Origin of the sequence: Cupriavidus malaysiensis (assembly GCF_001854325.1) — a bacterium.
Lineage (GTDB): Bacteria > Pseudomonadota > Gammaproteobacteria > Burkholderiales > Burkholderiaceae > Cupriavidus > Cupriavidus malaysiensis.
Window position 1 is genome coordinate 1,374,983 of sequence record NZ_CP017754.1, and the last position, 25,895, is coordinate 1,400,877.

The following is a 25,895-nucleotide window of genomic DNA, read 5'->3' on the forward strand; positions in this document are numbered from 1 at the left end:
GGTTTGCCGCCGCCGCCGCGCGCAGCGGCGGCGCGCCTGGCTCCGCCAGTGGGCACCGCCCGCCCACGCCCGCGCTGAAGGCCGGCTCAATGCGCTACCCAGGTGCCATCGCCGATCGACACGCCCAGGCTGCCGGTGATGGTGGGAATCGCCACGTTGGCGATCGAGGAGTCCAGTACGTTCAAGACCGTGGCCAGCGCCACGGCGAAGGAGCCAAGCGCCGGCTGGCTGCCGGTGAGGGGACGACAGGGATGTCGGCCGGTGAATCCATGATGGCCTCGTGTTGCATGGTGCCCAGTTACCTGACTTGTCAGGTAACTGGGCAAGAAAGGTCATTCGATCGGTGCAGCGCTTTGTCTGGTCGCCGGGGCGGAAGTGGAAGCCTTACAGGCGGACTTTGTCGCGCCCCTTCAGGCCCAGCATGTCGCGTGCCTCCGCCGGCGTCGCGATTTCGAAGCCGAGGCGCACCAGCACGTCGCGTATCAGTTCCACCTGTTCCGCGTTCGACGTGGCCGGCCGGCCAGGTCCGAGCGACAGCGAGTCTTCCAGGCCCACGCGCACGTTGCCGCCCATCAGCGCGGCCTGCGTGATCAGCGGAAGCTGGTGCTTGCCGGCGCCGAGCACCGACCACCGGTAGGTGTCGCCGAACAGCTTGTCGGCGATGCGCTTCATGTGCACCAGGTTTTCCGGATCCGGACCGATGCCGCCCAGGATTCCGAGCACGAACTGCAAGAAGATCGGACCCTTGACCAATCCGCGATCGACGAAGTGCTTCAGGTTGTACAGGTGGCCGACGTCGTAGCACTCGAACTCGAAGCGTGTGCCGTGCCGCTGGCCCAGCCGCTCCAACACTTCCTCGATATCCGCGAACGTGTTGCGGAAGATCGAGCGGCGCGAGCCTTCGATGAAGTCGCGCTCCCACGCGTGCTTGAATGCCTTCATCTTGTCGAGGATCGGGAAGATGGCGAAGTTCATCGATCCCATGTTGCACGAGGCCATTTCCGCCGATACGTCGAGCGCGCCGGCGAGGCGCTCGTCCAGCGTCATGTTGACCGCGCCGCCGGTGGTGATGTTGATGACGGCGTCAGTCGCCTGGTGAATGCGCGGCAGGAACTGGCGGTAGGTGGCCGCGTCGAAGGCGGGCCGGCCGTCCTCGGCATGACGCGCGTGCAGATGCAGGATGGCGGCGCCCGCCTTCGCGGCGGCGATGGCCTCGCGCGCGATGTCGTCGGGTGTGGCGGGCAGGTAGGGCGACATGCTCGGCGTGTGGATCGAGCCGGTTACCGCGCAGGTGATGATGACTTTGCGTGCCATGGTGCTGGTGCTCCTGGTAGGGGTCAGGCCGGTTCGGCGACGACGATGTTCTCGATGTGGCCGATACCGTCGATTTCCACGCGCATCACGTCGCCGAGCTTGAGGAAGCGCGGCGGCTTCTGCGCACCGCCGACGCCGGACGGGGTGCCCGTGGCGAGCACGTCGCCGGGCTCGAGCGTCATCACGGTGGACAAGCAGGCGATCTGCTGCCAGATGTCGTAGATCATTTCGCCGGTGTTGACCTCCTGCCGGCATTCGCCGTTGACGAGCATGCGCATCTGCAGGTCGTGCGGGTTCTTCACTTCGTCGGCGGTGACGAGCCACGGGCCGAACGGCCCGTGTGTGTTGAAGGACTTGCCGAGCATCATGGTCGGCGAGCGCATTTGCCAGTCGCGCACCGAGACGTCGTTGCAGACCGTGTAGCCGGCGACCACCGACGCGGCCTCTTCCGCCGGCACATGCCGGCAGCGCCGGCCGATCACCACGGCGAGTTCGGCTTCATAGTCGAGCTTGTCCGACACCTTCGGCATGTGGACCGGATCGAACGGCCCCGTCACGCACGAGACCTGCTTGTTGAACCAGACCTGGCTGTCGGGCACCTGGATTCCGGCCGCGATTGCCTCTGCCACGTGGCGGCGGTAGTTCATGCCGATGGCGAGGAACTTCGATGGGTTCGGCACCGGTGCGTCCAGGCGCACGTCGGCGAGCGGCCAGGTCACAGCGTCTTCGAGGCGCACGTCGCGGGCGCGCTGCATCAGTGCGGGGCCTCCCTGCAGCAGTTCGAGCATGGTGGACGGCAGCGCGCGATCGCTGGCGGGCAGGTCGATGACCTGCCGGCCTTCGACCTTGCCGATCGAGCGATGGCCGCGGCATTGGAAAGTGACGAGCTTCATGTTGTGCTCCTTGTGTTCCTGGTGTGACGGATGATTGGATGGAGGGTGGCGAGTCGTCAGGCGTCGCCTTCCGGGCTCCCGGCGAAGATGGCGGGCAGGTCGGGGCCCCAGAGATACATGCCGTCCTCGGGCGCGTGGTCGGCGGCAACCCAGTCGACCGACGCGGGGATGTAATCCATCGTGGCGCTGTATTCGGAGAAGCTGCCCCACGGGTCCTGCACGTAGTAGAAATAGTTGGAGCCGAGGACGTGACGTCCGACGCCCCAGCCGTTGCGGTAGCCGGCGGCGGCCATCTGCATATAGCCGAGCCCCACTTCCTCGATGGTCGGCACGTCCCAGCTCAGGTGGTGCAGGGCCGGCGCGGGGCTCGCCGCGAAGGCGAGCAAGTGGTGATCGCCGCCGTGCGGCGCATGGATGAATGCCACGCCGTCGCCCGATCGATCGGACAAACGCAGGCCCAGCACGCGCTCGCAGAAGTCGATCTGCGCGGGCACGCTCGTGGTGGCGAGTGCGATGTGCGACAGCCGCGAGGGCTCGACGCGCGGCGTGTTGCGCCGGTACGGCGCGCAGCGCGTGCCGTCCACCGGCAGCGGAGGGTTCGCATGGGCAGCCGCGTCCAAGGTGGTTTTCACGCCGGCGCGGATCTGCAACGGCAGGCCGTCCGGATTGCGGATCCAGAAGCCGGAAGCATCGGCGCCGGCGGGCGGATCGATCAGCGCGACGCCGGCCTCCAGTGTGCGCGCGCGCAGCGCCTCCAGGTCGTCCTCGAAGGCATGCAGCGTGAGCCATTCGAACTTCTTGCGCGCGCCCTGGCGCAGCCGGCCCCACACGTGCGGCGAGCCGAAGGTGCGGATCAGCAGGCCGGTGTCGCCGTCGGGCTGCACGTCGAGGCCGAATGCCGAGTAGAAGCGATTCGCGTCGTCGAGCGACGGCACGGTCATGCGGAACTCGCCGATCGAATGGATGCCGAGGCGGTCGCGCCTGCGTTGTTGCGTCATGGTGTCTCCTGTCGTGGGATGGAATTCAGGCGCATTGCAGTGCGTGGCGCCAGGTATCGACGAGCGCGTCGAGTTCGTCCGCGCTGCGTGCCGCGCCGAAGCTGTAGAAATCGGGGCGCGCGAGCACGGCTTCCACGCCATGCCGGTCGAAGTAATCGGCGTACACGCCTTGCAGGTCGGCGAAGCCGCCGGGACCGAAATGGGCGATGATCGCCTGCTGTTTGTCGAGCCCGGCGCGGTTGGCCGGACTGAGCTTGTCGAGGACCTCGCGGTTGCTGGCGATCAGGGCGAAGCCGTTGCCGAACACGTCGTCGAAGAGGCCGCGGCGGCCGCCGGACTCGACCATGCCCTGGGGTGCCAGCCAGCCGCTGCCGGGCGCGTGCGGGTCATAGAGGCCCGCGCCCAGGCGCGGCTGCGGCGCCTCGGGCGGCCGGAAACCGGGCGTGGCCTGCGCGGCCAGCATCTCGCGGTCGCGCGCGGCGGCCGCTTCGGGATCGGTGATGCAGATGACCTTGCCCAGCGCGATCGAGAAGTCGATCAATTCGCGCACGTGGTGCAGCCGCTCGGGGCCGTAGCTGTCGAGCAGGGTGTCGCCGGCCTTGCCGTCGAGGATCGCATTCAGTCGCCACGCGAGCGCCCCCGCATCGCGCAGGCCGCTGCACATGCCCTGGCCGGCGAACGGCGGCATCAGGTGTGCCGCATCCCCGGCCAGCAATGCGCGGCCCTTGCGCCATGACTTCGCCCAGCGACCGCGGAAGGTGTAGACGGCGTGGCGTTCGAGGAGCGCGTTGTCGGGCGTGATGTCCCAGCGGGCAAGCAGCTCCCACGCCACCGTATCCTGGTTCATCTGCTCCGGGGTCTCGCCGGGCAGCAGCATGAATTCCCAGCGGCGGCGGCCCGGGCCGCCCGAGACGATCGTCGTGGGCCGCGCGGGATCGCACAATTGCCAGCTTCTCGGCATCCACTCGCGCTGCTGCAGGGGCTTGACGTCGACCACCAGCCAATCGAACGCGAAGCCGAGGTCCTCGAACTCGATGCCGAGAGCGTTGCGCACCATCGAGTTCGCGCCGTCCGCACCCACCAGGTAGCGCGCGCGGATCCTGCCGGTTTCGCCGCTGCCGACCCACCGGCCATCCACCAGCCCGCCGGCCTCGATATCGAGCTCCACCCTCTCGGCTTCTTCGCGCAGCGCGGTGGCCGACCAGCCCTGGCGTACCGTGACGTTCGGCAGCCGCTTGACGTGGCGGTCGAGCACGGCTTCGAGCTCCGGCTGCGCGAAGGTGCTGGCGACAGGCCAGCCGCTCGGACCCTGGCCCTCCCAGCGGAAGTCCATCAGCACCTCATGGTTGGCGTTGCACCACTGGTAGCGGTCGGAGGCCTCGGCAATGCGCTTGATATCATCGATGACACCCGAAGCCTGGAAGAGGCGGGCAATCTCGTGGTCGTAGTGGACTGCGCGCGGCAGCGGATAGAGATCGGGCCAACGCTCGACGACGGCCACGCTGCGCCCCGCGCGCCCCAGCATCAGCGCGAGCAACTGGGCCGTGGGGCCATAACCGACGATCGCCACATCCACGAACTGGTCTGCCTCCATGTCTTCTCCCGGATCAGGTAAGATCTTAAAATGACGAATCAGTACAATTCATACTTAATTGTCAACTTGACGAATTGCTTCACGCAATGGGGGAAACCCGAGGGGTCGCGATGAGGGCGTCGGGCGACAGCGCGGGGCTGGCCGCGAGCGAAGCGGCCAAAGAGGATCATCGTGTGCGGACCGGCGCGGCACGGCGCGAGTCGACGCGGCGCAAGCTGCTCAGCGCGGCAGTGGAAGTGTTCGCGGCCAAGGGGCCGGACGCAGCGTCGATCGACGACTTCCTCGCCGCGGCGGGCGTCGCGCGCGGCACCTTCTACAACTACTTCAAGACCACCAGCGAAGTGCTTTCCGCCGTCACGTCGGAATTGAGCGACGCGGTGATCGCCCGCATCGAGGACTGTGTGCGACAGATCGACGATCCGGTCGAGCGGGTCTGGGTGGGGTGCCTGATCTACATGGAAGTGGCCGTGTGCCATCCGGCCTGGGGCAGGTTCATCGCGCGGGCAGGGGGGCGCAGCGAGGCGACGGGGCGGCTGACTGACATCTACCTGCCGCGCGATCTCGTTAGCGCGCGCGAACGAGGCATGGCGCATTTCACGCACGACCGCGCGGCCAGGGATCTCGTGGTAGGCGCGATCTACCAGAGCATCGAGACGGTGTTATCCGGCGCGGCGGAGCGCCAGCACTTGCGAGACCTGATGCGTCTCGTACTGGCCGCACTGGGCATTGCGCCATCGACCATCGAGCGGCTCAACGACATGCCGCTGCCGGAGATCGAGCTGCCTGACAGCCTGAAATCGTTGGAAGCAGCGAAACCGTAGCCCTTGACCTATCTCCAGGGCTCGTGAACCTGATGCCGCCAGTTCCGCCCGCCAATGCCGCTAGCCCGCGTCTGCCCCGCAGTGTCGGCGTTGGCCGCCTCCGTGGCCGGGGTTGTGACCTGCGCCGGTCTGATGGGCAGGCCGGGCGACATCGAAGGGATATGGATGGAACCCGTGGTAGGGGCGGGTCAAGCTGCGTGTCAGTTCAAAGTCGGGTGAACAAAGTTCAAGGCTGAGCGAATCTCGACACCTGCCTACCCCCGCCTACCCCTATCCAAGGCCTCTCCGGGAAAACCCCCATTCAGGCCTTGTCTTGAAAACGTAAACCCCCGTCCCTATAATTAGCACTCGTCCGGTGGGAGTGCTAACAGCTTGATCCGGCGAGCCAATTCTGCTGGCCGTCCGTGCTGGCGGCCTCAATTTGTGAAATAAAACTCACTTGTACTAAGGAGTCCGTATGAATCTGCGTCCTTTGCACGACCGCGTGATCGTCAAGCGTCTGGACAACGAAACCAAGACCGCATCCGGCATCGTGATTCCCGACAATGCTGCCGAGAAGCCCGATCAAGGCGAAGTGCTGGCCGTTGGCCCCGGCAAGAAGGACGACAAGGGCAACTCCATTGCCCTCGACGTCAAGGTGGGCGATCGCGTGCTGTTCGGCAAGTATGCCGGCCAGGGCGTGAAGGTGGATGGCCAGGAACTGCTGGTCATGCGCGAAGAAGACATCATGGCGGTGGTCAACAAGTAATGCGGCTGCCGGGCGCCGTGCGCCCGGGCCCTGCTTGTGACGCGCCCGCCGCGGCGGGACGCCTGAGTCTCTCAGACTTATCCAACATTCCCGGTCTCCCGCATGGGGGATCCATCCAAGATTCGGAGTAACAGAACATGGCAGCTAAAGACGTAGTGTTCGGCGACGCCGCCCGTGCCAAGATGGTCGAAGGCGTGAACATCCTCGCCAACGCAGTGAAGGTGACCCTGGGCCCGAAGGGCCGTAACGTGGTGCTGGAGCGCAGCTTCGGCGGCCCGACCGTGACCAAGGACGGCGTGTCCGTGGCCAAGGAAATCGAGCTGAAGGACAAGCTGCAGAACATGGGCGCCCAGATGGTCAAGGAAGTGGCTTCCAAGACCAGCGACAACGCCGGTGACGGTACCACCACCGCAACCGTGCTGGCCCAGTCGATCGTGCGCGAAGGCATGAAGTACGTGGCCGCCGGCATGAACCCGATGGACCTGAAGCGCGGCATCGACAAGGCTGTCGGCGCTGCCGTGGAAGAGCTGAAGAAGCTGAGCAAGCCCACCACCACCAGCAAGGAAATCGCCCAGGTCGGCGCGATCTCCGCCAACAGCGACAACTCGATCGGCGAGCGCATCGCCGAGGCGATGGACAAGGTCGGCAAGGAAGGCGTGATCACCGTCGAAGACGGCAAGTCGCTGGCCGACGAGCTGGAAGTCGTGGAAGGCATGCAGTTCGACCGCGGCTACCTGTCGCCGTACTTCATCAACAACCCGGACAAGCAAGTCGTCCAGCTGGACTCCCCGTTCGTGCTGCTGTTCGACAAGAAGGTCTCGAACATCCGCGACCTGCTGCCGGTGCTGGAGCAAGTGGCCAAGGCCGGCCGCCCGCTGCTGATCATCGCTGAAGACGTCGAAGGCGAAGCCCTGGCGACCCTGGTGGTCAACAACATCCGTGGCATCCTGAAGACCGCCGCCGTCAAGGCTCCGGGCTTCGGCGACCGCCGCAAGGCCATGCTGGAAGACATCGCCATCCTGACCGGCGGCACCGTCATCGCTGAAGAAGTCGGCCTGACGCTGGAAAAGGCGACCCTGCAAGACCTGGGCCAAGCCAAGCGCATCGAGATCGGCAAGGAAAACACCATCATCATCGACGGCGCCGGCGACGCAGCCTCGATCGAAGCGCGCGTCAAGCAGATCCGCGCCCAGATCGAAGAAGCGACCTCGGACTACGACCGTGAAAAGCTGCAAGAGCGCGTGGCCAAGCTGGCCGGCGGTGTTGCCGTGATCAAGGTCGGCGCAGCCACCGAAGTCGAAATGAAGGAAAAGAAGGCACGCGTGGAAGATGCGCTGCACGCTACCCGCGCAGCCGTGGAAGAAGGCATTGTCCCCGGCGGCGGCGTGGCCCTGCTGCGTGCCCGTGCTGCCATCGCTGGCCTGAACGGCGACAACGCCGACCAGAACGCCGGTATCAAGATCGTGCTGCGCGCAATGGAAGAGCCGCTGCGCCAGATCGTGCTGAACGCCGGTGAAGAAGCGTCGGTCGTCGTTGCCAAGGTCATCGAAGGCAAGGGCAACTACGGCTACAACGCCGCTTCGGGCGAGTACGGCGACCTGGTGGAAATGGGCGTGCTGGACCCGACCAAGGTGACCCGCACCGCGCTGCAGAACGCCGCTTCGGTGGCTTCGCTGATGCTGACCACCGACTGCGCCGTGGCCGAAGCTCCGAAGGAAGAGTCGGCTCCGGCAATGCCGGGCGGCATGGGCGGCATGGGCGGCATGGACGGCATGATGTAAATCTGCCGGACTGCCGGCTTCGGCAGCCTGTCTGAAAAAAACCCCCGCGGGTGCGAACCCGCGGGGGTTTTTGTTTGGGCGGCCGCCGCGTCCTGCGTATGCCGCCGGCAGAGGGGAGCGCGCGGCGGCAGGCCGGCTTCGGGCGCGGCATCCAGGGGCGCGAGGCTCCGCGCCGGCCTTTGGATGCCGGGCCGGCGCCTCAGAACAGTCCAGGCACGACGCGGTAGCGCACTTTGTCCTGATAGGCGCGGTAGGCCGGATCCGCGCTCAGCAGCCGTTCCTCGCGCACCGCGCGCACCGCCAGCAGCCCCAGCTGCACGGCGTACACCAGCAGGTTCTGCAGGCCGAAGTTGACCAGCAGGAAGCCGATGTAGGAAATGAAGTAGCCGAGATAGATCGGGTGCCTGACGAGGCGGTAGGGGCCGCCCGAGACGATGCCCCGGTTCGCCGGCAGCAGCCCGAAGGCACGCCGCAGCGTGAGCTTGGCGCCGATCTGCAGCAGGATGCCCGCGGCCTGCAGGGCCACGCCGACCATTTCCGGCACGAGGTGGATGCCCGGCGCCAGCTGGATCCACAGGAAGTAGTAGGTGGCGGCGATCGCGCAGGCGACGGAGATCGGGCTCCAGTCGCGCTTCTCCGGTACCCGCGCCGTGAGGGCGATGGCGATGGTGACGAACTCCGCCAGCACGATCAGCAGCAGCGTGATGCGGCTCGGGTCGGCCAGCCATTGCTGCGCGGCGGCATAGGCGAAGGCGGCGAACAGCAGCGAGGTGGCGAGCCGCAGCGCGGCTTCCACGGCGTAGTCGCGCAGGCCGAGAGGCCTGGGCACGGCAACGGTTCCTGCGTCCGTGGGCGGACGTTCTGGCATGGTGTGGAGTTTCCTTCCCCGTCGATGGGCCGGCCTGGGGGACCGCGTCGTGCGCTGCCCGCCGATCTCACCGGAAGCTGTTCTGTTCTTGTTCCACTTGCGGCGTCGCAAGGGCTGACAGCCTCCATATTACCGTCGTGAAGCCAAGCCGACAGGACAGCTTCCGTGCATCGTTGTATCGGCGCTTCAGCCCCCGCCCTGGCCATTCCGCGTGCAAGCGATCGGCCGTCCTTCACGTTCGCGCGCCCGGCCGTGGCAGCCGTGGCGGCGCCGTGCTTCATGGCCCGATCAGCCAGACTTGCCCGAGTTCGGTGGCGGGAAGCGGGGTTGCCGCGATGTGTGCGTTGCGAAGGAATTTTCCGTCTTCCTGTTCGCCCCTGCCGATCATGCGGACCGATCGCCCCCGGAGGAAGGGGTCGTTCTGCACGAGGTCGTCGAGGACCGTGTTGCGATCGACGAACAGGAACACGATGCTGCGCCGGTCCGCTGGTGTGTCGGGTAGCCGCGCCAGCTGGGCACTGATGTGCGTTTCGATGTTCCGCAGCTGCCACGGCACCAGGATCAGCACGCTGCCTGCGACGAAGGCCCCGGCCAGGTTCCGAAGGGCCGAAAACGCTTTGCCGCCGTCGTGGCGGAATTCCCCGGCGACCGCGGCGCCCGCGAGGATCGGCAGGGTACCCCAGGCGGGATGGAAATAGCGGTATCCCCAGCCGTTCCCTTGATCGAACGGAACGAAGAAGTAGCCCAGGAAGGTGACGAGGGCCGAGGCGGCGAGCAATTGCACGGCGGCTCTCTCCCGCCAGCGCGCGTAGCCCATGCAAGCAAGCACCAGCAGACCCGGCACTGCCCAGACCCATAGCTTGATGGTGCCGGCCACGCGGGAGATGAGGATCGATGCGTCGGGTAGGGAAAACACCGACGCGACCCGGGCCAGGAAGCCCTGGGACGGTGGATGTGTCGCCGGGCCGGCCACGTCGGCGCCGACATGAGCCGTGACCAGGACCCAGCCCAGGCCGAGCAGCACGGTGAGCGGCAAGTAGCCGGCGAGGAGTGCCGCCGCGTGTCGCGACGGCGGCCGCTGGCCGAGGAACCAGATCAGCCACGGCAGCGCAAACAACGTGTGAGGCAGCGGATTGTGGAAGGTCAGCGCGATCGAGCCGACCACGCCGCTGAGGAACAGGCTGCGCGTGGTCGGTTGCAGGAAGCCCCAGGTGAACACCAGATTGGCCAGCAGCAGGCCGGTCATGGCGAAGTACGAAATACCCGAGCCCGCGAACACCGGGGAGGCGACGGTGAACAGGATCGCCCAGCCGGCTATCGCCTCGTTTTCCGGAAACACGAGGCGGCAGGTGCGCGCGATGGCGACCACCGTCAGTGCCGACAGCACCGGATTGCACAGCCATTCGGCGCCGGCCAGGCTGAACGGCGCCATCAGAAGGGCGAAGCCGGGCCAGTAGGCGGAGATCACGTTGCCGCTGGTATGCGACACGACCAGGAAGTAATTCTGAAACGGCTGATAGATGAGGCGGTCGAGCCACGATGGCGGGAAATGTGCGGACAGGGCGCCGTTGGCGAAGAGGCGGCTCTGGAACCAGACAGCGTACTCGTCCATCGAGAGCGGATGCGCGTGATACACATAGCGTGCGCCCAGCGCGAACACGATGCCGGTCAAGGCTGCGGCGCGCCACGGGTGGCGCCCGCACGCGGCGGCCACGGCGGCCATGCGGCCGCAGTACGGTGCGAGCGCGGCGGCCAGCGGGACCAGCAACACACTCGCCTCGGCGACCGGCCGATCATAGGTGTAGAGCAGATGGAAGAAGATCGACATCCGGCCCGGCACGTGCGGCTCGATCGCGAGCAGCAGTGTGCAGAGGACACCGACGATGCCTGTCCAGACGGCCAGCCGCGTCGCAGGAGACACCGGGGTGCGGGCATCGGGTTCGGCATTCTCAGCGGTCGCCATGATTCATCTCCGAGATTCATCTCCGACGCTCGAGGACTTCGCGGATGACTTCGCAGTAGGCATCGGCACAGCGTTCCCAGGACCAATGCATGGCGGCCCAGTCGGCGACTTCGCGGCGCCGTCCGGTGAGCCGCTGCGGGTCGGCGAGCAGTGCCGTCAGGTGGCGATGCCAGGCCGGCAATGCGTGATCGGCATCGACGGTCTCGGAGAACAGCACCTGGTCGAGGCCAGGCAGGGCAGAAGCCGTGTCGCGGCCGACGATGGCTGGCGTGCCGCAGGCCATCGATTCCTGCACGACCAGCGGAAAGCCCTCGCCGGTACTCGGCAGCACCAGCAGGTCGGCGGCGCGATAGAGTTCGGCCAGCGAGGCGCCGGCACGATCACGGAACACCCGGACATTGCCGCGTGCCCACCTCTCCGGATCCATTTCACCTTTGCCGGCGAAGATCCAGGTGGCATCCGGCAGCAGCGCCGTCAGTTTCTCCAGCAGAGCCAGGCCCTTTTTCTCGACGAAGCGGCCGACGAAGAGCAGGCATGGGCGGCCGGCGGGAATGTCCAGCCTGGCGCGCAACTGCGCACGCGCCGCGTCGGCGATCGGGGAGAACGTGGAAAGGTCGAGGCCGTTGGGAATCAGGCGGCCCCGGCAGCCGGCACTGCCGTCGGGCAGGAACAATGTCCTGACGGTATTGCTGACGAAGGCGGCGGCGTCGGCGTACTTGAGCATGGTTCTTCCCAGCGTCAGGTTCGCCACGGTGAGCATCCGCGACATCAGCCTGCTGCGGAACGGCACCGCGCCGACGTGCTGGGTGATGAGAATCGGCTTGCGCAGGATCTTCGCCATCGAGAAGGCCGCCAGGCTGCCGACGTAGATGTAGTCGTGCAGGTACACGAGGTCGGCTTCGCGCACCGCGTTCCACAGCGGTATCAGGCGCAGCGGGGACCAGATCGGGTAAGGCATGTGGAAGCGGCGCTCCAGCGGGTTCCACGTGCGCACGGGCAGGCAATCGACACCGCCGAGCGCCGGAGCGGGATCGCAGTCGCTGGCGAACCACGTAATGGCCGTTGCCCTGTCACGGGCCAGCGCTTCCGCCAGATGACCCGCGACGATCTCGATGCCGCCGCGGTGGGCGGGGAAGAAATGGGTGACCAGGAGGATGCGCATCCGTTGCGCGCCGACCCGCGGCAGCGCTGCGCCGCCTCCGCGCCGGGAGGCAGGCGCCCGGGCCGATACACCGTTCTGCGGTGGCAGGTCGTGTGTCACGGCGCGAAGGTCCAGCGGAGATGGGCCAGGAAATTGAAGATCATGAACAGCAGGGTGATCGTGACGCTGGACAGCAGGTAGTGGATGCCCAGTGCGTCGACCATGACGAACATCAAGCCCAGGTTCAACGCCAGGGAACCCGACATCACGATGTAGTAGCGCCGGATCTCGCGAAAGCTCGGGCGTAAGACCTGCGTGAAGGTGAGGTATTTGTTGAAGACGAACCCCACGCCGTTGACCGCGAAGAACGAAATGGCAGCGGCGACCAGGTAATGCCACCCGAGGCGGGTCGTCACGAACCAGATCGTCGCCAGGTTCAGCAGTGTGCAGATACCCCCGACCAGCACGAAGCGCAGGAACTTCCCGGGCAGGGGCAGTACGCGAGAGGCCGGGTGCGGAGTCATCGGGCTGGTGGCTCATGCGATCTTGACGGATTCGACGAGCACGCAACCGAAGGGGCCTGTCGATGGCGAGGAGCGGTTCAGGCCGATCGCCAGCATCCTGCTGGCCATGCCGGCCAGCGCGTTCGGAACGGAAGACTTTGCTTTGCGCAGGCCGAGGCTGCGCTGGATGTCGATCGGCTGGCGGCGCTTGCCGAACACCAGGTAGAGAACGCCCGCGGTCAGCCTGGAGATGGTCTCCCAGCGCCTTACCTCCTTCGCGCTCAGGTATTCGACATGGTCGCTGACCGTCAGCCCCCTGCGGGCCAGCTCCCGTTGCCAGAGCTCGACGCTCCAGTAGCGCTTGTGCGCGCAGCGGCGATCGATCTCGTCCAGGTAGGCGGAGCGGCTCGCCGCCGGCAGCCACGGGCCGCTCAGGCAGGCATGGAAATACTCGCTCGGCACGGTGAACACGAATCTGCCGCCCGGCTTGAGGACGCGCGAGACTTCATCGAGCACATCCCCGATGGTGTCGATATGCTCGAGGACGGAGTTGGAGAAGACGAAATCGAACGAGGCTTCCGGTTCGGGAATACGGCCGCCCGAGGTTGTGTGGATGGTGTCGTAGATGCCGAGCGCGCCGGCCTGGCCGGTTTCGAGCGGGTCGATGTCGACGCCCACCAGTTCGCGCCTGCCGACGTGATCCGTGATGGTCTTCATCAGCTTGCCGTCGCCGCAGCCGAGGTCCATGCCGCGACCGGGCGGAAACGGCCGGGACAGCACGACGTCGATCTCGATGGCCCGCCACAGGCTGGTCGCGGGTTGGAATGGCGTTTCCCTGAAGAAGCGCCGGAGCAGGTCGGAATTCATGGTCATTTCGTGCCGCCTCCGTTCACGCCCGTGCCGCGCGTTCGATGATCTGATGTTGCATGCCGAGGATCGCGAGCGCCGAGTCCGACCCGATGGACTCAAGCGCGTTGCCGGAGCGGATCGAGCGCGCGAAACCCGAGAAGACATCGTCGTTGCCGTAGAACAGTGCGCCTCTGAGATGCCGGATTCCGCTCGTGAAATGCTGCTGCCAGTGCTGCCAGGTGGCGGACAACGAGGTGCGCAGGACCGTCGCGGTCGTATGGGCGCCATCGTTCGGCAGGCGGATGTAGATATCGCGGAAGACGTCGACGATCCCCATGAAGCGCTCGCCGCACACGACCACTTGCCATTCGCTGACCGGTGATTCGAAGTTCATGTTCAACATGACCGGAATCGCGCCGTGCGGTGTGTCGCATTGGTAGTGTGCGGTGATCAGGCACGGCGTTTCGAGGCCAGTGCTGCTCGGGACGACGGTGGCCTGCTCGAGCGCCAGCGAGCCGGGCGCCAGGCGCCGCAGCAGATAGAACATGTGGGGGCTCTCGTCATAGAACAGGCCCAGCGGAAGGTCTTCGTACCAGGCTGGCAGGCGGCGTTCCGGATTCCCGAACTGATGCGCGGTGATCGAGCGGATCCTGCCGTAGCGGCCGGCTTCGACATCCCGCAGCAGGCGCTTGGTCGAAGAGGCGAACTGAAAGTTATGCACGATGCAAAGGGTCCGCTCATGGGCTTTCGCCAGCTTGACCAGTTCTTCGCCTTCCGCCACGCACATCGTGAACGGCTTCTCGGTCAGCACGTGCTTGCCCGCCCGCAGCGCTTGCGCGATCAGCGGGTAGTGGGCTTGCGGGCCGGCACCGATCGTTACCGCATCGACGTCGTCGAGCCACGGCACATCGGCAAGCGATCCCGTGCAGGCGTGGTGCCGGATGCCGAGTCGCTGCGCGACACGTTGCGCGTGCTGCGGCTGGCGATCGACCAGGCCGACGACTTTGAAATCCGGGTCGCGCAGCATCACCGGCAGATGACGGTGAGTCGTCACCCATCCCAGTCCGATGGACGCCACGCGGATCGGGGCGGCGGCAGTTGGGGACATCGTTTCCATGGTTCGCTTATCTCCTGGCGCAAGGCGCGGCATGGCCTGCGTGGCCTGCGTGGCCGTGATGCCTTTCCCCCTCGCGTACGAGCAGATTGAGGAAGAAGGCGGAGAACGCCCCGTCCATGCCGAGTACGATCAGCGTCGTGGCGACGATCGCCAGGTGCACGGTGCTTTCCATCGGAAGCGCCGGATTGGCAAGCCATTTGAACAGCATGCAAGCATCCAGCACCAGGCCGAGCACCGCGGTGGCCGCGCCGCCCAGCAGACACGCTTCCATCGCAAATGGACCGGTAGCCCATCGGACGATGCGTCCTCGCAGCGATGCATGCTTGTCGGCCATGATCACCTTGGCGAGCACGCCCATCGTGATGAAATTGAAGCCGATCAACGTCAGGAGGCTGGCGAGCGCGAGAAAGTGCGGGCCCACGAAGTGCCCGAGCAGGTGCGTCGGGCCGCCCGCCAGCAGGCCGAGCAGCAGCAGGCCGGCCACGAACATCAGGAGCCCCGGCATCACGAAGACGTGGTTGGGTGCGTAGGTGAGGATGAAACGCAGGTGCCGCCAGCCATCGCGGAACGAGCGCAGATGTGGCGGACGGTTGCGCTTGTCGGGGTGGAGCGCGGTCGGAATCTCGACGATGCGCAAACGGTTGCGCGCCGCGTTGATCACCATCTCCGATGCGAACTCCATCCCGGGTGTCTGCAGATCCATGCGCGCGAACGCGTCCCGCGTGAACGCGCGCATGCCGCAGTGGAAATCGCCGACCGGGACGCTGCAGGTCAGCCGCGCGATCGTCGACAGCACCGGGTTGCCGAGGTAGCGATGCAGCGGCGGCATCGCATGCGGCATGATGCCGCCCTTGAAGCGGTTGCCGATCACGAACTCGTAGCCTTCCTCGATCTTCGCGATGAAGCCGCGGATGTTCGACCAGTCATAGGAATCGTCCGCGTCGCCCATGATGATGATGTCGCCGTCGGCCGCCGCGATGCCGGCCATCAGTGCCGAACCGTAGCCGCGCACCGGCTCGTGCACCACCTTCGCGCCGAACTGGCGCGCGATCTCGACCGAGCGGTCGGTGGAGCCGTTGTCGGCGACGACCACCTGGCCCGCGATGCCCAGCTCCGCGAAACTGCGTTGTGCCTTCGCGATACACAGGGGCAGCGTGATTTCCTCGTTGAGGCAAGGCATGACGGCCGACACCCGGATGCGGCCGGCCGCCGTACCATTCCCGCCCGCGGACGGCGCGACACGATTCGGCAAGGGCGTGTGGCCGTAATCCCGGCGCAGAAGAATATCGATCGCCATGTTGGATCTCCAGATTTGTCACATGCATTGGCTGGCTCTCGCCTTGCCTCCGGCCGGACCTGATGCCGGAACCCGATTCGCCGGCGGGTCAGGAAGCGCCAGCGCGGCCGATGTGGACGAAAACGCGAGTCGCGCCGCCCCGATCGTCTGCGGTGGGCGCAATGTGGTCGGTGTTCGATGCCCGCTCTACAGACGCCCTGCGGCGGCGCGATGACGCATATCCGGGCGATGCCGGGTGCGATGACCGGCTGCGCCGCTGTCCGGCGCGGCCGGCGCCGCTTACCATCCCGAACCCGGCGGTGTTCGATGCTGCGGAGGGCGTGCGCGTATGGCGATGCGGGCCGGGCCGACAGAGGCAGAGAAAAGACCGGGTATTGCGAAGCGCAGCTGGTCGCGCCGGCGCGAATGCGCGAGCTGGATCCGGCTATGTCTGCCGAGATGGCAAGCATGGCGCAATGCCGAAAGGAATGGGCGCAGCATGCTGCTCAAGCCCGAATTCGCCGGACATGCGGCTTTCGTTCTGGATTTCATATGCCCCCCGAATACGAAACGTTCTTCTGAGCGTATGGCGTCTACGTGCATCGCTCGACCTGCGCTCACCGGCGCTCCCCAGTGCTCAGGCAGCTTTTCTGGCTGGCGGGTTGCGCAGGGCCGACGAGGCTGAGCGACGGCGCATGCAGGGAGCGTGCCACCTGGCCGGAGCCCGCCTGCCGGCTACCCGGAGCCAGTCTGCAGGCCGGGCGCGGGGTGGCCTTGTGCGCGCGAGTGCGCTGCCGCCACGGAAAACGTTTCAGGCCTGCAACGCCAGGGCCGTGCTGACCCGGCTTCCCGCTCCCGGCCGCGGCGTGGCATGACCGAGGCGCACCGGACGAAACCTGTTGCGGCGCGCAGCGTTTCGAGGGTGAAACACTCGAGCCGGAGACAGGCTCGGCCCGGTCGGGAGCGTGGTGGCCGAAGCCCGTCGCGAAGTCGAGCCGAGCCGGTTCCCAGGGCTGGAACGGCAGCGCACCGCATGCAGGGAGGCGGGGCGCGTGCTGTGGCAAGGATGGCGATTCAGTGCTGAAACGCCGGCTCCCGCCGCGCGCGTCGCGCGCGATGCGGCTGGCCGCTGCGTGCCGGCCGCATCCCGCCGCATCCGGCCGCCAGGCGCTGCCGGTCCGGCAGGGTGAGCGCTCTATGTGAAGTCATCTCCGGACCCTCGCACGGATCGGCCGGGTGGCCACGGCGCATCGCTGCGCGGGCGCATCGGCTTCCGCATCGCCTCCCGTCCGCGCGCATGCGAGAGGGCGGCGGGCCGCGCTGCGCGGCGCGAGCGGTTTCAGGCCTGAATCATCCGTTCGGTCGGTTTCCGATTTGGCGGTGCACGTCTACAAATGACGGTAAGGGCGGGGCAGGGCGTCAGCGGCGCCGGCCTCGATGACAAGACACGGCATGGCGCTGCCGACCGGGCGGCGCGGCCTCTATTGAACGGTCGGTGTGATATGCGGAACGACTGGAACAAGAAGGCAAGAGGTGCGGTGCTGCCGATGGTCGGCCTGATGCTGGCCGTGCTGATCGGGATGGCCGGCCTCGTCATCGACCTGGGCAGCCTCTTCGTGGCGAAGTCGGAGCTGCAGTCGGCGGTCGATAGCTGCGCCCTGGCCGCGGCGCAGGAACTGGACGGCACCTCGAGCGCGACGGCTCGCGCACAGAGTGCGGGGCTGACCGCGGGCAACGCCAACAACGTCCAGTTCCAGAGTGTCTCGGCGTCGCTGACGAGTGCCGATATCACCTTCAGCGACTCGCTGACCGGCTCGTTCAGTTCCGGCTTCTCGCCCACCGCTGCGGCCTACGCGAAGTGCAGCCATACCACCAGCGGCATCGTCGCCTTGCTGATCAAGATGGTCGGCGGCCCGTCGAGCAACAGCGTGGCCGCGGTCGGCGTGGCGACACGCTCGCATGCGCAGAGCGCCTGTCCGGTGCCCATCGGCTTGATCCCCAAGACCGGGGGCACCTCCCCCGACTATGGATTCCAGGTCGGGGAATGGGTCAGTGTGCTCTACAGCAACAGCCAGGCACCCACCCCCGGCGAGATGGGCTGGTACAACCTCAACGGGACCACCAGTGCCTCCGAGACCAAGAACGAAATGGACGTGGGCTATTGCGGCTCCAAGGTCGGCGATACGCTGGGCACGCCGGGCGCCAAGGTATCTGTCGACGACCAGTGGAACTCCCGCTTCGGCATCTACAAGAACAACGGCAATATCGCCTCGATGCGGCCCGACTTTTCCGGGTATGCCTACACGTCGCAGAACTGGACCAACAGCGTGCCCCAGAATGCCTACAACGGCACGCCGGCGAGCGGGTCGGATCCGACCGCCGCCAACTTCCTCACCAAGCGCGCGGCCTATGCCAACTACGCCAACACCGGAACGAGCGTCCAGACCGGCGACAACATCACCGGCCTGAGCATGAAGGGCGGGTACCAGAGCCTTGCTACCAGTGGCATGACCGGCCAGCAGGCAACGTATGGCATGAGCCGGCGGCTGGTGCTGGTGCCGGTGGTGTCGGCCAGCAAGATCGTCGATTTCGCCTGCATGCTGATGCTGCAGCCCGTCAGCGGTCCGACTGTCACGGTGCAGTTCGAGTATCGCGGCAATGCCAGCGCGTCCAACAGCCCCTGCACGGCTTCCGGCCTTGCCGGCGGCAGCGCAGGCCCCCTGGTGCCGGTCCTGGTGCAGTAGGAGGTGCGATGAACAAGAAGCGACAACGAGGCGTGGCGGCCGTGGAGCTTGGCTTCACGATGTGCCTGCTCCTGGCCATCGCCTTCGCGATCACGGAGTTCGGCCGGGCCATCTATACCTACAACACCCTGACCAAGGCGGCGCGCGATGCCGCGCGCTACCTGAGCACGCAGGCCGCGGGCAGCAGCTCCGCGGCGACCACCGCCACCAACCTCGCGGTCTATGGCGTGCCGGTCGTCAGCGGATCGCCGGCGCCGCTGGTGCCGGGACTGACGACAAGCATGGTGTCGATCTGCGACGCGTCGAACGTCGCCTGCACGTCGAACATCTTCCAGGGCACTAATCCGGCCATCAATACGGTGACCGTGACGATCAGCGGCTATACCTTCAGTCCGGTGCTCGACATGCTTGCCTTCACCCGTTTCTACACCAAGGGAACGAGCTCGATCACATCGCTGTCGTTCGGCAGTATCTCGGTCACGATGAGGCAATCCTATGAATAGCCATCAACGGGGTGCGACCGCGGTCGAATTCGCCCTGGTGTCGCTCATCTTCTTCAGCGTGGTGCTGGGCATCCTCGAATTCGGCCGTGTCCTGTACACATGGAACGCGGTGGCGGAAGCCACCCGCTGGGGGGCGCGGCAGGCCGTGGTCTGCGGGCAGGGTTCGGCATCCGTGCTGGCACGGATGCAGCTCATCGTGCCGAGCCTGACCACGTCCAATGTGTCCGTGCAGTGGTACGACGGCAGTGGTGCGGTCAGTACGACCTGCGATGCCAGCAGCTGCGCCGGCGTGTCGGTCAGCGTGTCGGGCGTCAGCCTGACCACGATCTCACCGCTGCAGTCGAGCGGCTTCATGACGCTGAATGTGCCGGGCTTCTCCACCTACCTGCCGCGCGAGATCATGGGGCAGGATGCGGGCAGCAGCTCGGTCTGTTCCTAGGCTGCGCTGTCCTGCCCTCTGTCCCGCGCCGCCGCTCCCGCCTTCCCATTTCCCTTCGCAGCAGCACCCCGGCACCTGCAGGCTGCCGGGCTGCCGGGCTGCCGGGCTGCCGGGGTGCCCAGGGGTGCCCGGGGTGCCTCAAGGCGCCTCAGATCTCCACCGTGTAGCACCAGTCGAACTGAGGGTTCTCGGGCGTTCCTGTCTTGCGTCCGATATAGCCACGGGGATTGCACACCACGCGGCTGTGCTCGAGTCGGTAGTCGAAGCTCGTATGGGTATGGCCATGCACCCACAGGTCGGCGCGGGCCACCAGGTCCGGCCGGCGCGAGATGAAGCCGCCGGACACCAGGTCGTGTGAAAAGCGGGGCGCCAGGCTGCCGAGATCGGGGGCGTGGTGCGTGACCACGACGGTGCGCCCGTCGAAGGGCGCGCTCAACTCGGCGTCCAGCCACGCGCATGCCGCCCGGTGGCGGGCCAGCGCATCCTGCGGCGAAAAGGTGCGCCGGCTGCCGTCCGCATCTTCGACTTCGATCAGCCGGTGGTCGAGCATCACGCCGGCACAGGCCTGCATCGAGGACTCGCGCCGGTCGACGCCGAACAGTTCGTAGTCGGTCCACCACGTGGCGCCGATGATGCGGACCGGTGCCTCGCCCGCCGGAGCCAGGGTGATCGACCTGTGGTTCAGCACGTGGACGCGCTCGTGCTGGCTGCCCGCGGCGGCCAGCTGCGCATCGACCACGCCGAAAGTGCCCTCGTAGTATTCATGGTTGCCCGGCACGTAGACGACCGGCCCGGCGAAGCTTCGCGCCGCCCAGTCGACGCCGGCGCGGCCATTGGCGATGTCACCGGCGAGAATCACGAGGTCGGCTTCGCAGGCCGGCACCGAGGCGGGGGTGTGATGCTCGAGATGGAGGTCGCTGAGGATGCGCAGCTTCATGGGGTCTCCTTGCGGCGCGTTCGCCGCGACCACGGTCTGCAGGAATTCTTCAGAAATCGCCGGCATCGGTCAAGGGGGCGCGCGCAGGCCCGCCGGGCGGCCGGCCGGTGCCGCAACGAGAAAACCCGGCACGAAGCCGGGAAATGGACCACCGCCCCGGCATCGAATGCCGGTTGGCAGCCCGGGGGCCAACGCCGTCGCTGGCGGGTACGGGTCCGGTCAACCGCCCGTATGCCCGCTCATGGTCGGCAGCAGTACCCTATAGATCTGGATGAACGCCGGCCCGAGCAGGACCAGCATCAAGGTGGGGAAGATGAGGAAGATCAGCGGGAAGAGCAGCTTGAGGGCGATCTTGGCCGCCTTTTCCTCCGCCAGCATCCTGCGCTTGGTGCGCAGCATGTCGGACAGCACGCGCAGCGATTCGGCCAGGCCGGTGCCGAAGCGGTCCGCCTGGATCAGCATCGAGGCGAACTTGTCGACGTCCTCCACGCCGGTGCGCAGGGCGAGGTTGGTCAGCGCCTTCTCCTTGGAGAAGCCGGAGCGCAGTTCGAGCAGCATCAGTTCCAGTTCCTCGGCCAGGACGGGGCAGCGCAGGGCAAGCTCCTGGGTGACGCGCAGCAGCGCGGCGTCGAGGCCCAGGCCGGCCTCGACGCAGACCGTCAGCAGGTCGATCACATCCGGGAACTCCTCGAACACGGCTTGCTTGCGCTTTGCTGCCTTGCGCGACAGGACGATATTCGGCAGGTAGTACCCGATGGCGCCCGTCAGGGCGACGAGGGTGAGCATCGCGTTCTTGTTCTGCGCCAGCGGATGCCCGCTCACGAGCACCAGCGCGATCAGCGGCAGCGCCAGCGCAAGGAAGGTCTTGGCGGCGAAGTAGAGCGGGGCCGCCGAGGCGCGCCGCCAGCCTGCGTTCATGAACGTCAGCCGCAGCTTGGACTTTTCCCATCCCTCGGCCGGCAGCGAGAGCTGTGACACGGGACGGGCCAGGCGGGCGAGCTGCTCGATCCAGGCATTGCCTGTGTCGTCGCTGCTGCCTCCGGGGTTGGCGATCTGCTCGATCCGGCCGCGCGGGCGGCCGGGCGCGAACAACTGCAGCAGGCCGAAAGCGGCGCCGAACGCGGCGATGAATATCAGGGCCAGCACGAGACCCTGCTCGGAATAGATGCCTTGCATGATGGCTTTCCCCCCAATGGCTTGCTTCATTTTCTTGAGTCTGCCTTCCCGTCAGCCCGCGCCGGCCCGCGTCGGGCCTGTCTGGCGCATCTGGCGCGGGCCGGCGCGGGCTAGACGTGGATGCGGATGATCTTGCGCATCCAGAATACGCCCGAGATCATCATGCCCAGGGCGACCCACAGCGTTTTCACGCCGATGGGGTCTTCCCACAACACCTTCATGAACCCCGGATTCAACACCAGGATGAGCCCTGCCGTGACGAAGGGCAGCAGCCCCAGGATCCACGCGGACAGCCGGCCCTCGGCCGACAGCACGCGGATCTTGCCGTAGAGCTTGAGGCGATCGCGCACGAGGTTGCCGATGGTGTCGAGGATCTCCGCCAGGTTGCCGCCGCTTTCGCGCTGCACCAGCACGGCAGTCACGAAGTAGCGCAGGTCGTTGACCGGGACGCGCATGGCCAGGTTGGTCAGGGCATCTTCCAGCGACACGCCGTAGTTGATTTCCTCGAACGTGGTGCGGAATTCGGGGCCCATCGGCGCGTTCAGTTCCTGCCCGACCATGCTCAGCGCACCGGCGAAGGCATGCCCCGCGCGCAGCGCGCGGCTGATCATGTCGACGGCATCCGGCAGTTGCTCCTCGAGCCGCTTCAGCCGCTTGCGCCGCAGCGAGGCGATGTGGAGCAGCGGCATCGCGCCGAACAGCAGGGCGCCCGCCACCACCACCAGGGCGGGAACCGGCAGCCAGGGACCGGTGGCCAGGGCCAGCAGCACCACCGACAGGCTGTAGCCCAGCAACTGCCCGATCGACCAGTTGCTGCCCGACTGTTGCAGCCAGCGGTCCAGCAGGGTCACGCGCGGCAGGCTCATCAACCAGCGCTGCATGCGCGGCGATTCGCTCAGCAGCCGCTTCTTCAGGATGGAAAGGGTCTCCTCCCCCACCTGGCCGCCCGCGGAGAGGGCGCGGATGCGCGAGTCGATCCGTTTGGCCGAGGCGCCGTGATAGCTGTTCCACCACAGGTAGCCGCCTTCGATACACAGCACCACGGCGATGAACAGGAGGATGACGAAGACATAGAAGGCGAAGTCCATTTTGCTCTTCCTCGTGAAGGGAGTCGGGCCAGGGCCGGTGCGGCAGGAGCACCGCCCGGCACGTCGTCAGACCTCCATGCGCCGGGCCGGGTCGTAGGCCTCGTCGGGCAGTCCGACGCCGAAGACGCGCAGGCGCTCGGCGAACTTGGGGTAGACGCCGGTGGCGCGGAAGTGGCCCTTGACCGTGCCGTCCTGGGCGATGCCGGTGCGCTGGAAGGTGAAGATCTCCTGCATATTGATCATGTCCCCCTCCATTCCGGTGATCTCCTGGATGCTGACGATCTTGCGCCGGCCGTCGGTCAGGCGCGAGGCCTGGACCACCACCGTGATGGCCGAGGCGATCTGCTGGCGTATCGTCTTGGCGGGCAGGCTGACCCCGGCCATGTTGACCATGTTCTCCAGCCGGGTCAGCGCATCGCGCGGCGTATTGGCGTGGATGGTCGTCAGCGAGCCTTCGTGGCCGGTGTTCATGGCGTTGAGCATGTCCAGCGCCTCGCCGCCGCGCACCTCGCCCAGGATGATGCGGTCGGGCCGCATCCGCAGCGCGTTGCGCACCAGGGCACGCTGGGAGATCTCACCCTTGCCCTCGATGTTGGGCGGGCGCGTTTCCAGGCGCAGCACATGGGGCTGGCGCATCTGGAGTTCCGCCGCGTCTTCGATGGTGACCACGCGTTCGTCTTCGGGAATGAAACCCGACAGGACATTGAGCAAGGTGGTCTTGCCGCTGCCGGTGCCGCCGGACACCATCACGTTGACCTTCGCCTTCGCCAGCGCCTGCAGCAGTTGTGCCATCGGTGGCGTCAGGCTCTTGAGGCTGACGAGGTCCTCGACCTGCAGCGGGTTGACCGAGAAGCGCCGGATCGAGAGCAGCGGACCGTCGATGGCAGAGGGCGGGATGATGGCGTTGACCCGGGAGCCGTCCGGCAGGCGGGCATCGACCATGGGGCTGGTCTCGTCGATGCGCCGGCCCACGCGCGACACGATCTTCTCGATCACCTTCATCAGGTGGGCATCGTCGTAGAACACCGTATCGGTCAGTTCGAGCTTGCCGCGCCGCTCGACGTAGGTCTGCTTGGCGGTATTGACCAGGATGTCGGACACCGTCGGGTCGTGCAGCAGCGGCTCCAGCGGACCGAAGCCGAACATCTCGTCGTAGATGTCGGCGCTCAGCTGGCGGCGTTCGGCATCGTTCATCAGCAGCCGCTGCTCGTCGACGATGCGGTTGACCAGGGTGTTGATCTCGTGGCGGATCTGGTCCGCCGGGAAACGCGCCAGCCGTTCGAGATCGATGTTGTCGAGCACAGCTTCATGGACCGTCTTCTTGAGCGGGAGATAGGCGGCCTGGTGGACCTTGTCCGACTGGGGTTCCGTGCGCAGGGTCGGCACGGGGACGACCTCGGTAAGAGACAGGTGTTCGCGAATCGACATGATGGACTCCGTGTATCGGCTGCCGGTGCCGGCCGCCAGGCATTGGTCGCGTCAGGATGCGGGCCTCGGGCCCGGGGCTTCAGTCCTCAGGCTTCGGGCTTCAGGCTTCAGGCTTCAGGCCGTGTTCGGTGCCGACGTCTTGGAGCGCAGGAAGAAGCGGCCCAGCGCCGAGACGCGCTCCCCGCTGGCACTCGGCGCGCTGCCGCGCTCCACCACCAGGTTGTGCCCGAGCGCGGTGAGGGCCTTGGCGATCGCGCTGCGCTTCTGTTGCTGCACGGCGGGGACGCCATGGCTGATGGCGTCGTCGACCGCGGCCGGATCGTCCGGCAGGGTCAGCAGCGTCTTGGTGCCGAAGATGCCTTCGAGCGTGTCGCGCCGCAGGCCGTCCGCCTTGCCCTGGCGATTGACCAGAAGCAGGAGCTTCTCCGGGCCGTAGTGCAGCCCCTCCAGGACTTCCAGCATGCGGCGCCCGGTACGGGCGTAGGCAATGCCGGGCTGCGTGACCAGCAGGATCTGGTCGCTCAGGTCCAGCGCCGCCACCGAGACAGGATTGATGTCCTGGCCGGCGTCGATCAGCACGAAGTCGTAGCTGGCCGCGGCCAGCGAGAGCACGTATTCGACGCGGTCCTTGCGGATGTCGCCTGCCTTGACCGGGTCGCTGGCGCCGGCCAGGATGTCGAAGCTCGGCGAGACGTGGATGAGGCAGGCTTCGAAGAAGGCATCGTCGAGGCGGTCGATCTGCGCGCAGACATCCGCCAGGGTCGCCGGCGGTACCTTGTCGGTGACGAGGAAATGCGTGTCGCCGAACTGGAGGTTCAGGTCGATCAGCAGGACGCGCTTGTGCTCCAGCGCGCTGAGGACGTAGCCGAGGTTGCCGGCGAGGAAGCTGGCGCCGGCACCGCCCTTGCCCGACACCAGCGAGATGACACGGGCCTCGTTCCTCGCCGCCGCGACACGGTTGGCCTCCAGCCGCTGCAGGGCCTCGGCGAGCTGGGCCCGGTCGAGGGGCCAGCCGAGCACGTCGCTGACGCCGGCGCGCAGTGCGCGGATCAGCAGGTCGGGGGGGCGGTCGTCGCTGACCAGGATGCAGGGCAGGCCGGGATACTGCTGGCGCACCGCCTCCAGCGCGCGCAGGTGCGCGCTGTCGCCGGTCGCCTGGTCCAGGATCAGGACATCGGCGCTGCGCATCTGGGTGCCATGCGAGGGCAGGTTGGACGCGGCGTCCTGCAGGCGCATGGGCAGATAGTTCCCGCTCGCGCTGGTGACGCGCGCGAGCTCGCCCAGCCGCTCGGCCGATTCCGAAACGATCAGGATCTTGAGCATGACATCTTCTCCTTGGTCAGCATCGACTGCCGGCGGCCGCTAGCGGGTGCCCGAGCCCATCATGCTGGCGTCGCCGTAGCCGGTACCCATGCCGACGCCCGTGGCGGCGCCCGAACCGTAGGCGCCTCCGGCCGGTGTCATCCGGATCAGCGAGCGGTCGTAATTGTTCATCGCGGTCACGGCGGCCTTGCCGTCGACGCCGCTCAACGGCGGCTGGTCGGCCGGGCCATCGGGGTTGACCATCTGGGCACGGTTGACGGCGCTGAGCGCCTGGCCGAACTGCTTGTCCCAGATCGGCGTGGTGGTGACGCAGGCGCTCAGCAGGGGGCTGCACAGGGCGAGCAGCGCCAGCCGGCGGAGAGTCCGCATGGTCTTGGTCGGTTGGGTCATG

Annotated in this window: 23 protein-coding genes; 6 read left to right on the top strand and 17 right to left on the bottom strand. The window is 66.8% G+C overall.

Going from position 1 to position 25,895, the window contains the following annotated elements; translation table 11 throughout:
• Positions 1-384: 384 nt before the first annotated feature.
• The 4 genes from kce to mhpA are packed head-to-tail and all read right to left on the bottom strand — an operon-like array spanning position 385 to position 4,799.
• Complete coding sequence (gene kce / locus BKK80_RS05915; protein WP_071011517.1) at positions 385-1,314, bottom strand: 3,5-dioxohexanoate:acetyl-CoA acetone transferase; 930 nt, start codon at positions 1,312-1,314, stop codon at positions 385-387.
• A 23-nt stretch (positions 1,315-1,337) separates the two neighbouring features.
• Positions 1,338-2,207: a fumarylacetoacetate hydrolase family protein gene (locus BKK80_RS05920; RefSeq protein WP_071068732.1), complete on the bottom strand. Its 870-nt coding sequence runs from the start codon at positions 2,205-2,207 to the stop codon at positions 1,338-1,340.
• Between the two features lie 56 nt (positions 2,208-2,263).
• Positions 2,264-3,205 carry a VOC family protein gene (locus tag BKK80_RS05925; RefSeq protein ID WP_071068733.1) on the bottom strand — a complete coding sequence of 314 codons (942 nt, stop codon included), beginning with the start codon at positions 3,203-3,205 and terminating at the stop codon, positions 2,264-2,266.
• Positions 3,206-3,230: 25 nt separating this feature from the next.
• Positions 3,231-4,799 (bottom strand): bifunctional 3-(3-hydroxy-phenyl)propionate/3-hydroxycinnamic acid hydroxylase MhpA, encoded by a 1,569-nt coding sequence (gene mhpA / locus BKK80_RS05930; protein WP_071068734.1) that lies wholly within the window; start codon positions 4,797-4,799, stop codon positions 3,231-3,233.
• An 86-nt stretch (positions 4,800-4,885) separates the two neighbouring features.
• On the opposite strand from mhpA, the gene BKK80_RS05935 reads away from it, so the two are divergent.
• From BKK80_RS05935 to groL, 3 genes are all read left to right on the top strand, one after another.
• Positions 4,886-5,620 carry a TetR/AcrR family transcriptional regulator gene (locus BKK80_RS05935; protein ID WP_083383986.1) on the top strand — a complete coding sequence of 245 codons (735 nt, stop codon included), beginning with the start codon at positions 4,886-4,888 and terminating at the stop codon, positions 5,618-5,620.
• 457 nt (positions 5,621-6,077) lie between these two features.
• Complete coding sequence (gene groES, locus BKK80_RS05940; RefSeq protein WP_071011525.1) at positions 6,078-6,368, top strand: co-chaperone GroES; 291 nt, start codon at positions 6,078-6,080, stop codon at positions 6,366-6,368.
• Between the two features lie 137 nt (positions 6,369-6,505).
• Positions 6,506-8,149, top strand: a complete 1,644-nt coding sequence (gene groL, locus BKK80_RS05945) for a chaperonin GroEL (RefSeq protein ID WP_071011526.1) — start codon at positions 6,506-6,508, stop codon at positions 8,147-8,149.
• A gap of 199 nt (positions 8,150-8,348) precedes the next feature.
• On the opposite strand, the gene BKK80_RS05950 is transcribed toward groL, so the two are convergent.
• From BKK80_RS05950 to BKK80_RS05980, 7 genes are all read right to left on the bottom strand, one after another.
• Positions 8,349-9,017 (bottom strand): methyltransferase family protein, encoded by a 669-nt coding sequence (locus tag BKK80_RS05950; RefSeq protein ID WP_071011528.1) that lies wholly within the window; start codon positions 9,015-9,017, stop codon positions 8,349-8,351.
• Positions 9,018-9,294: 277 nt separating this feature from the next.
• The gene (locus tag BKK80_RS05955) at positions 9,295-10,980 is read right to left on the bottom strand and encodes a hypothetical protein (RefSeq protein ID WP_071011529.1); all 1,686 of its coding nucleotides are present in this window, start codon (positions 10,978-10,980) and stop codon (positions 9,295-9,297) included.
• A gap of 16 nt (positions 10,981-10,996) precedes the next feature.
• Positions 10,997-12,142, bottom strand: a complete 1,146-nt coding sequence (locus tag BKK80_RS05960; protein ID WP_071011531.1) for a glycosyltransferase family 4 protein — start codon at positions 12,140-12,142, stop codon at positions 10,997-10,999.
• Positions 12,143-12,237: 95 nt separating this feature from the next.
• Positions 12,238-12,645 (bottom strand): GtrA family protein, encoded by a 408-nt coding sequence (locus tag BKK80_RS05965; protein ID WP_071011532.1) that lies wholly within the window; start codon positions 12,643-12,645, stop codon positions 12,238-12,240.
• A gap of 12 nt (positions 12,646-12,657) precedes the next feature.
• Positions 12,658-13,491: a class I SAM-dependent methyltransferase gene (locus BKK80_RS05970; RefSeq protein ID WP_231907993.1), complete on the bottom strand. Its 834-nt coding sequence runs from the start codon at positions 13,489-13,491 to the stop codon at positions 12,658-12,660.
• A 22-nt stretch (positions 13,492-13,513) separates the two neighbouring features.
• Positions 13,514-14,590 carry a Gfo/Idh/MocA family protein gene (locus tag BKK80_RS05975; protein ID WP_071011535.1) on the bottom strand — a complete coding sequence of 359 codons (1,077 nt, stop codon included), beginning with the start codon at positions 14,588-14,590 and terminating at the stop codon, positions 13,514-13,516.
• Between the two features lie 7 nt (positions 14,591-14,597).
• Positions 14,598-15,887: a glycosyltransferase family 2 protein gene (locus tag BKK80_RS05980; protein WP_071068735.1), complete on the bottom strand. Its 1,290-nt coding sequence runs from the start codon at positions 15,885-15,887 to the stop codon at positions 14,598-14,600.
• A 1,481-nt stretch (positions 15,888-17,368) separates the two neighbouring features.
• Here BKK80_RS05980 and BKK80_RS05985 point away from each other — a divergent pair.
• From BKK80_RS05985 to BKK80_RS05995, 3 genes are read left to right on the top strand one after another with little or no spacing between them, the layout of a single operon-like run.
• On the top strand, positions 17,369-18,610 hold the full coding sequence (locus BKK80_RS05985) for a pilus assembly protein TadG-related protein (protein WP_071068736.1): 1,242 nt from the start codon (positions 17,369-17,371) through the stop codon (positions 18,608-18,610).
• 8 nt (positions 18,611-18,618) lie between these two features.
• Positions 18,619-19,113 (top strand): TadE/TadG family type IV pilus assembly protein, encoded by a 495-nt coding sequence (locus BKK80_RS05990; RefSeq protein WP_071011541.1) that lies wholly within the window; start codon positions 18,619-18,621, stop codon positions 19,111-19,113.
• Positions 19,106-19,552: a TadE/TadG family type IV pilus assembly protein gene (locus BKK80_RS05995; protein WP_071011543.1), complete on the top strand. Its 447-nt coding sequence runs from the start codon at positions 19,106-19,108 to the stop codon at positions 19,550-19,552. Before BKK80_RS05990 ends, BKK80_RS05995 begins: the two co-directional genes overlap by 8 nt.
• Positions 19,553-19,700: 148 nt before the next feature.
• Here BKK80_RS05995 and BKK80_RS06000 read toward each other — a convergent pair whose 3' ends face one another.
• From BKK80_RS06000 to BKK80_RS06025, 6 genes are all read right to left on the bottom strand, one after another.
• On the bottom strand, positions 19,701-20,489 hold the full coding sequence (locus tag BKK80_RS06000) for a metallophosphoesterase (RefSeq protein ID WP_071068737.1): 789 nt from the start codon (positions 20,487-20,489) through the stop codon (positions 19,701-19,703).
• 219 nt (positions 20,490-20,708) lie between these two features.
• Positions 20,709-21,665, bottom strand: a complete 957-nt coding sequence (locus tag BKK80_RS06005) for a type II secretion system F family protein (protein ID WP_071037330.1) — start codon at positions 21,663-21,665, stop codon at positions 20,709-20,711.
• Positions 21,666-21,775: 110 nt separating this feature from the next.
• Positions 21,776-22,753 (bottom strand): type II secretion system F family protein, encoded by a 978-nt coding sequence (locus BKK80_RS06010; protein ID WP_071011548.1) that lies wholly within the window; start codon positions 22,751-22,753, stop codon positions 21,776-21,778.
• Positions 22,754-22,819: 66 nt separating this feature from the next.
• Entirely contained in the window at positions 22,820-24,181 is a 1,362-nt protein-coding gene (locus BKK80_RS06015; RefSeq protein ID WP_083383987.1) for a CpaF family protein, read from the bottom strand.
• A gap of 114 nt (positions 24,182-24,295) precedes the next feature.
• The gene (locus BKK80_RS06020; RefSeq protein WP_071011550.1) at positions 24,296-25,504 is read right to left on the bottom strand and encodes a CpaE/TadZ family protein; all 1,209 of its coding nucleotides are present in this window, start codon (positions 25,502-25,504) and stop codon (positions 24,296-24,298) included.
• 39 nt (positions 25,505-25,543) lie between these two features.
• Positions 25,544-25,894 (bottom strand): hypothetical protein, encoded by a 351-nt coding sequence (locus tag BKK80_RS06025; RefSeq protein WP_071011551.1) that lies wholly within the window; start codon positions 25,892-25,894, stop codon positions 25,544-25,546.
• Between the last annotated feature and the right edge of the window lies 1 nt (position 25,895).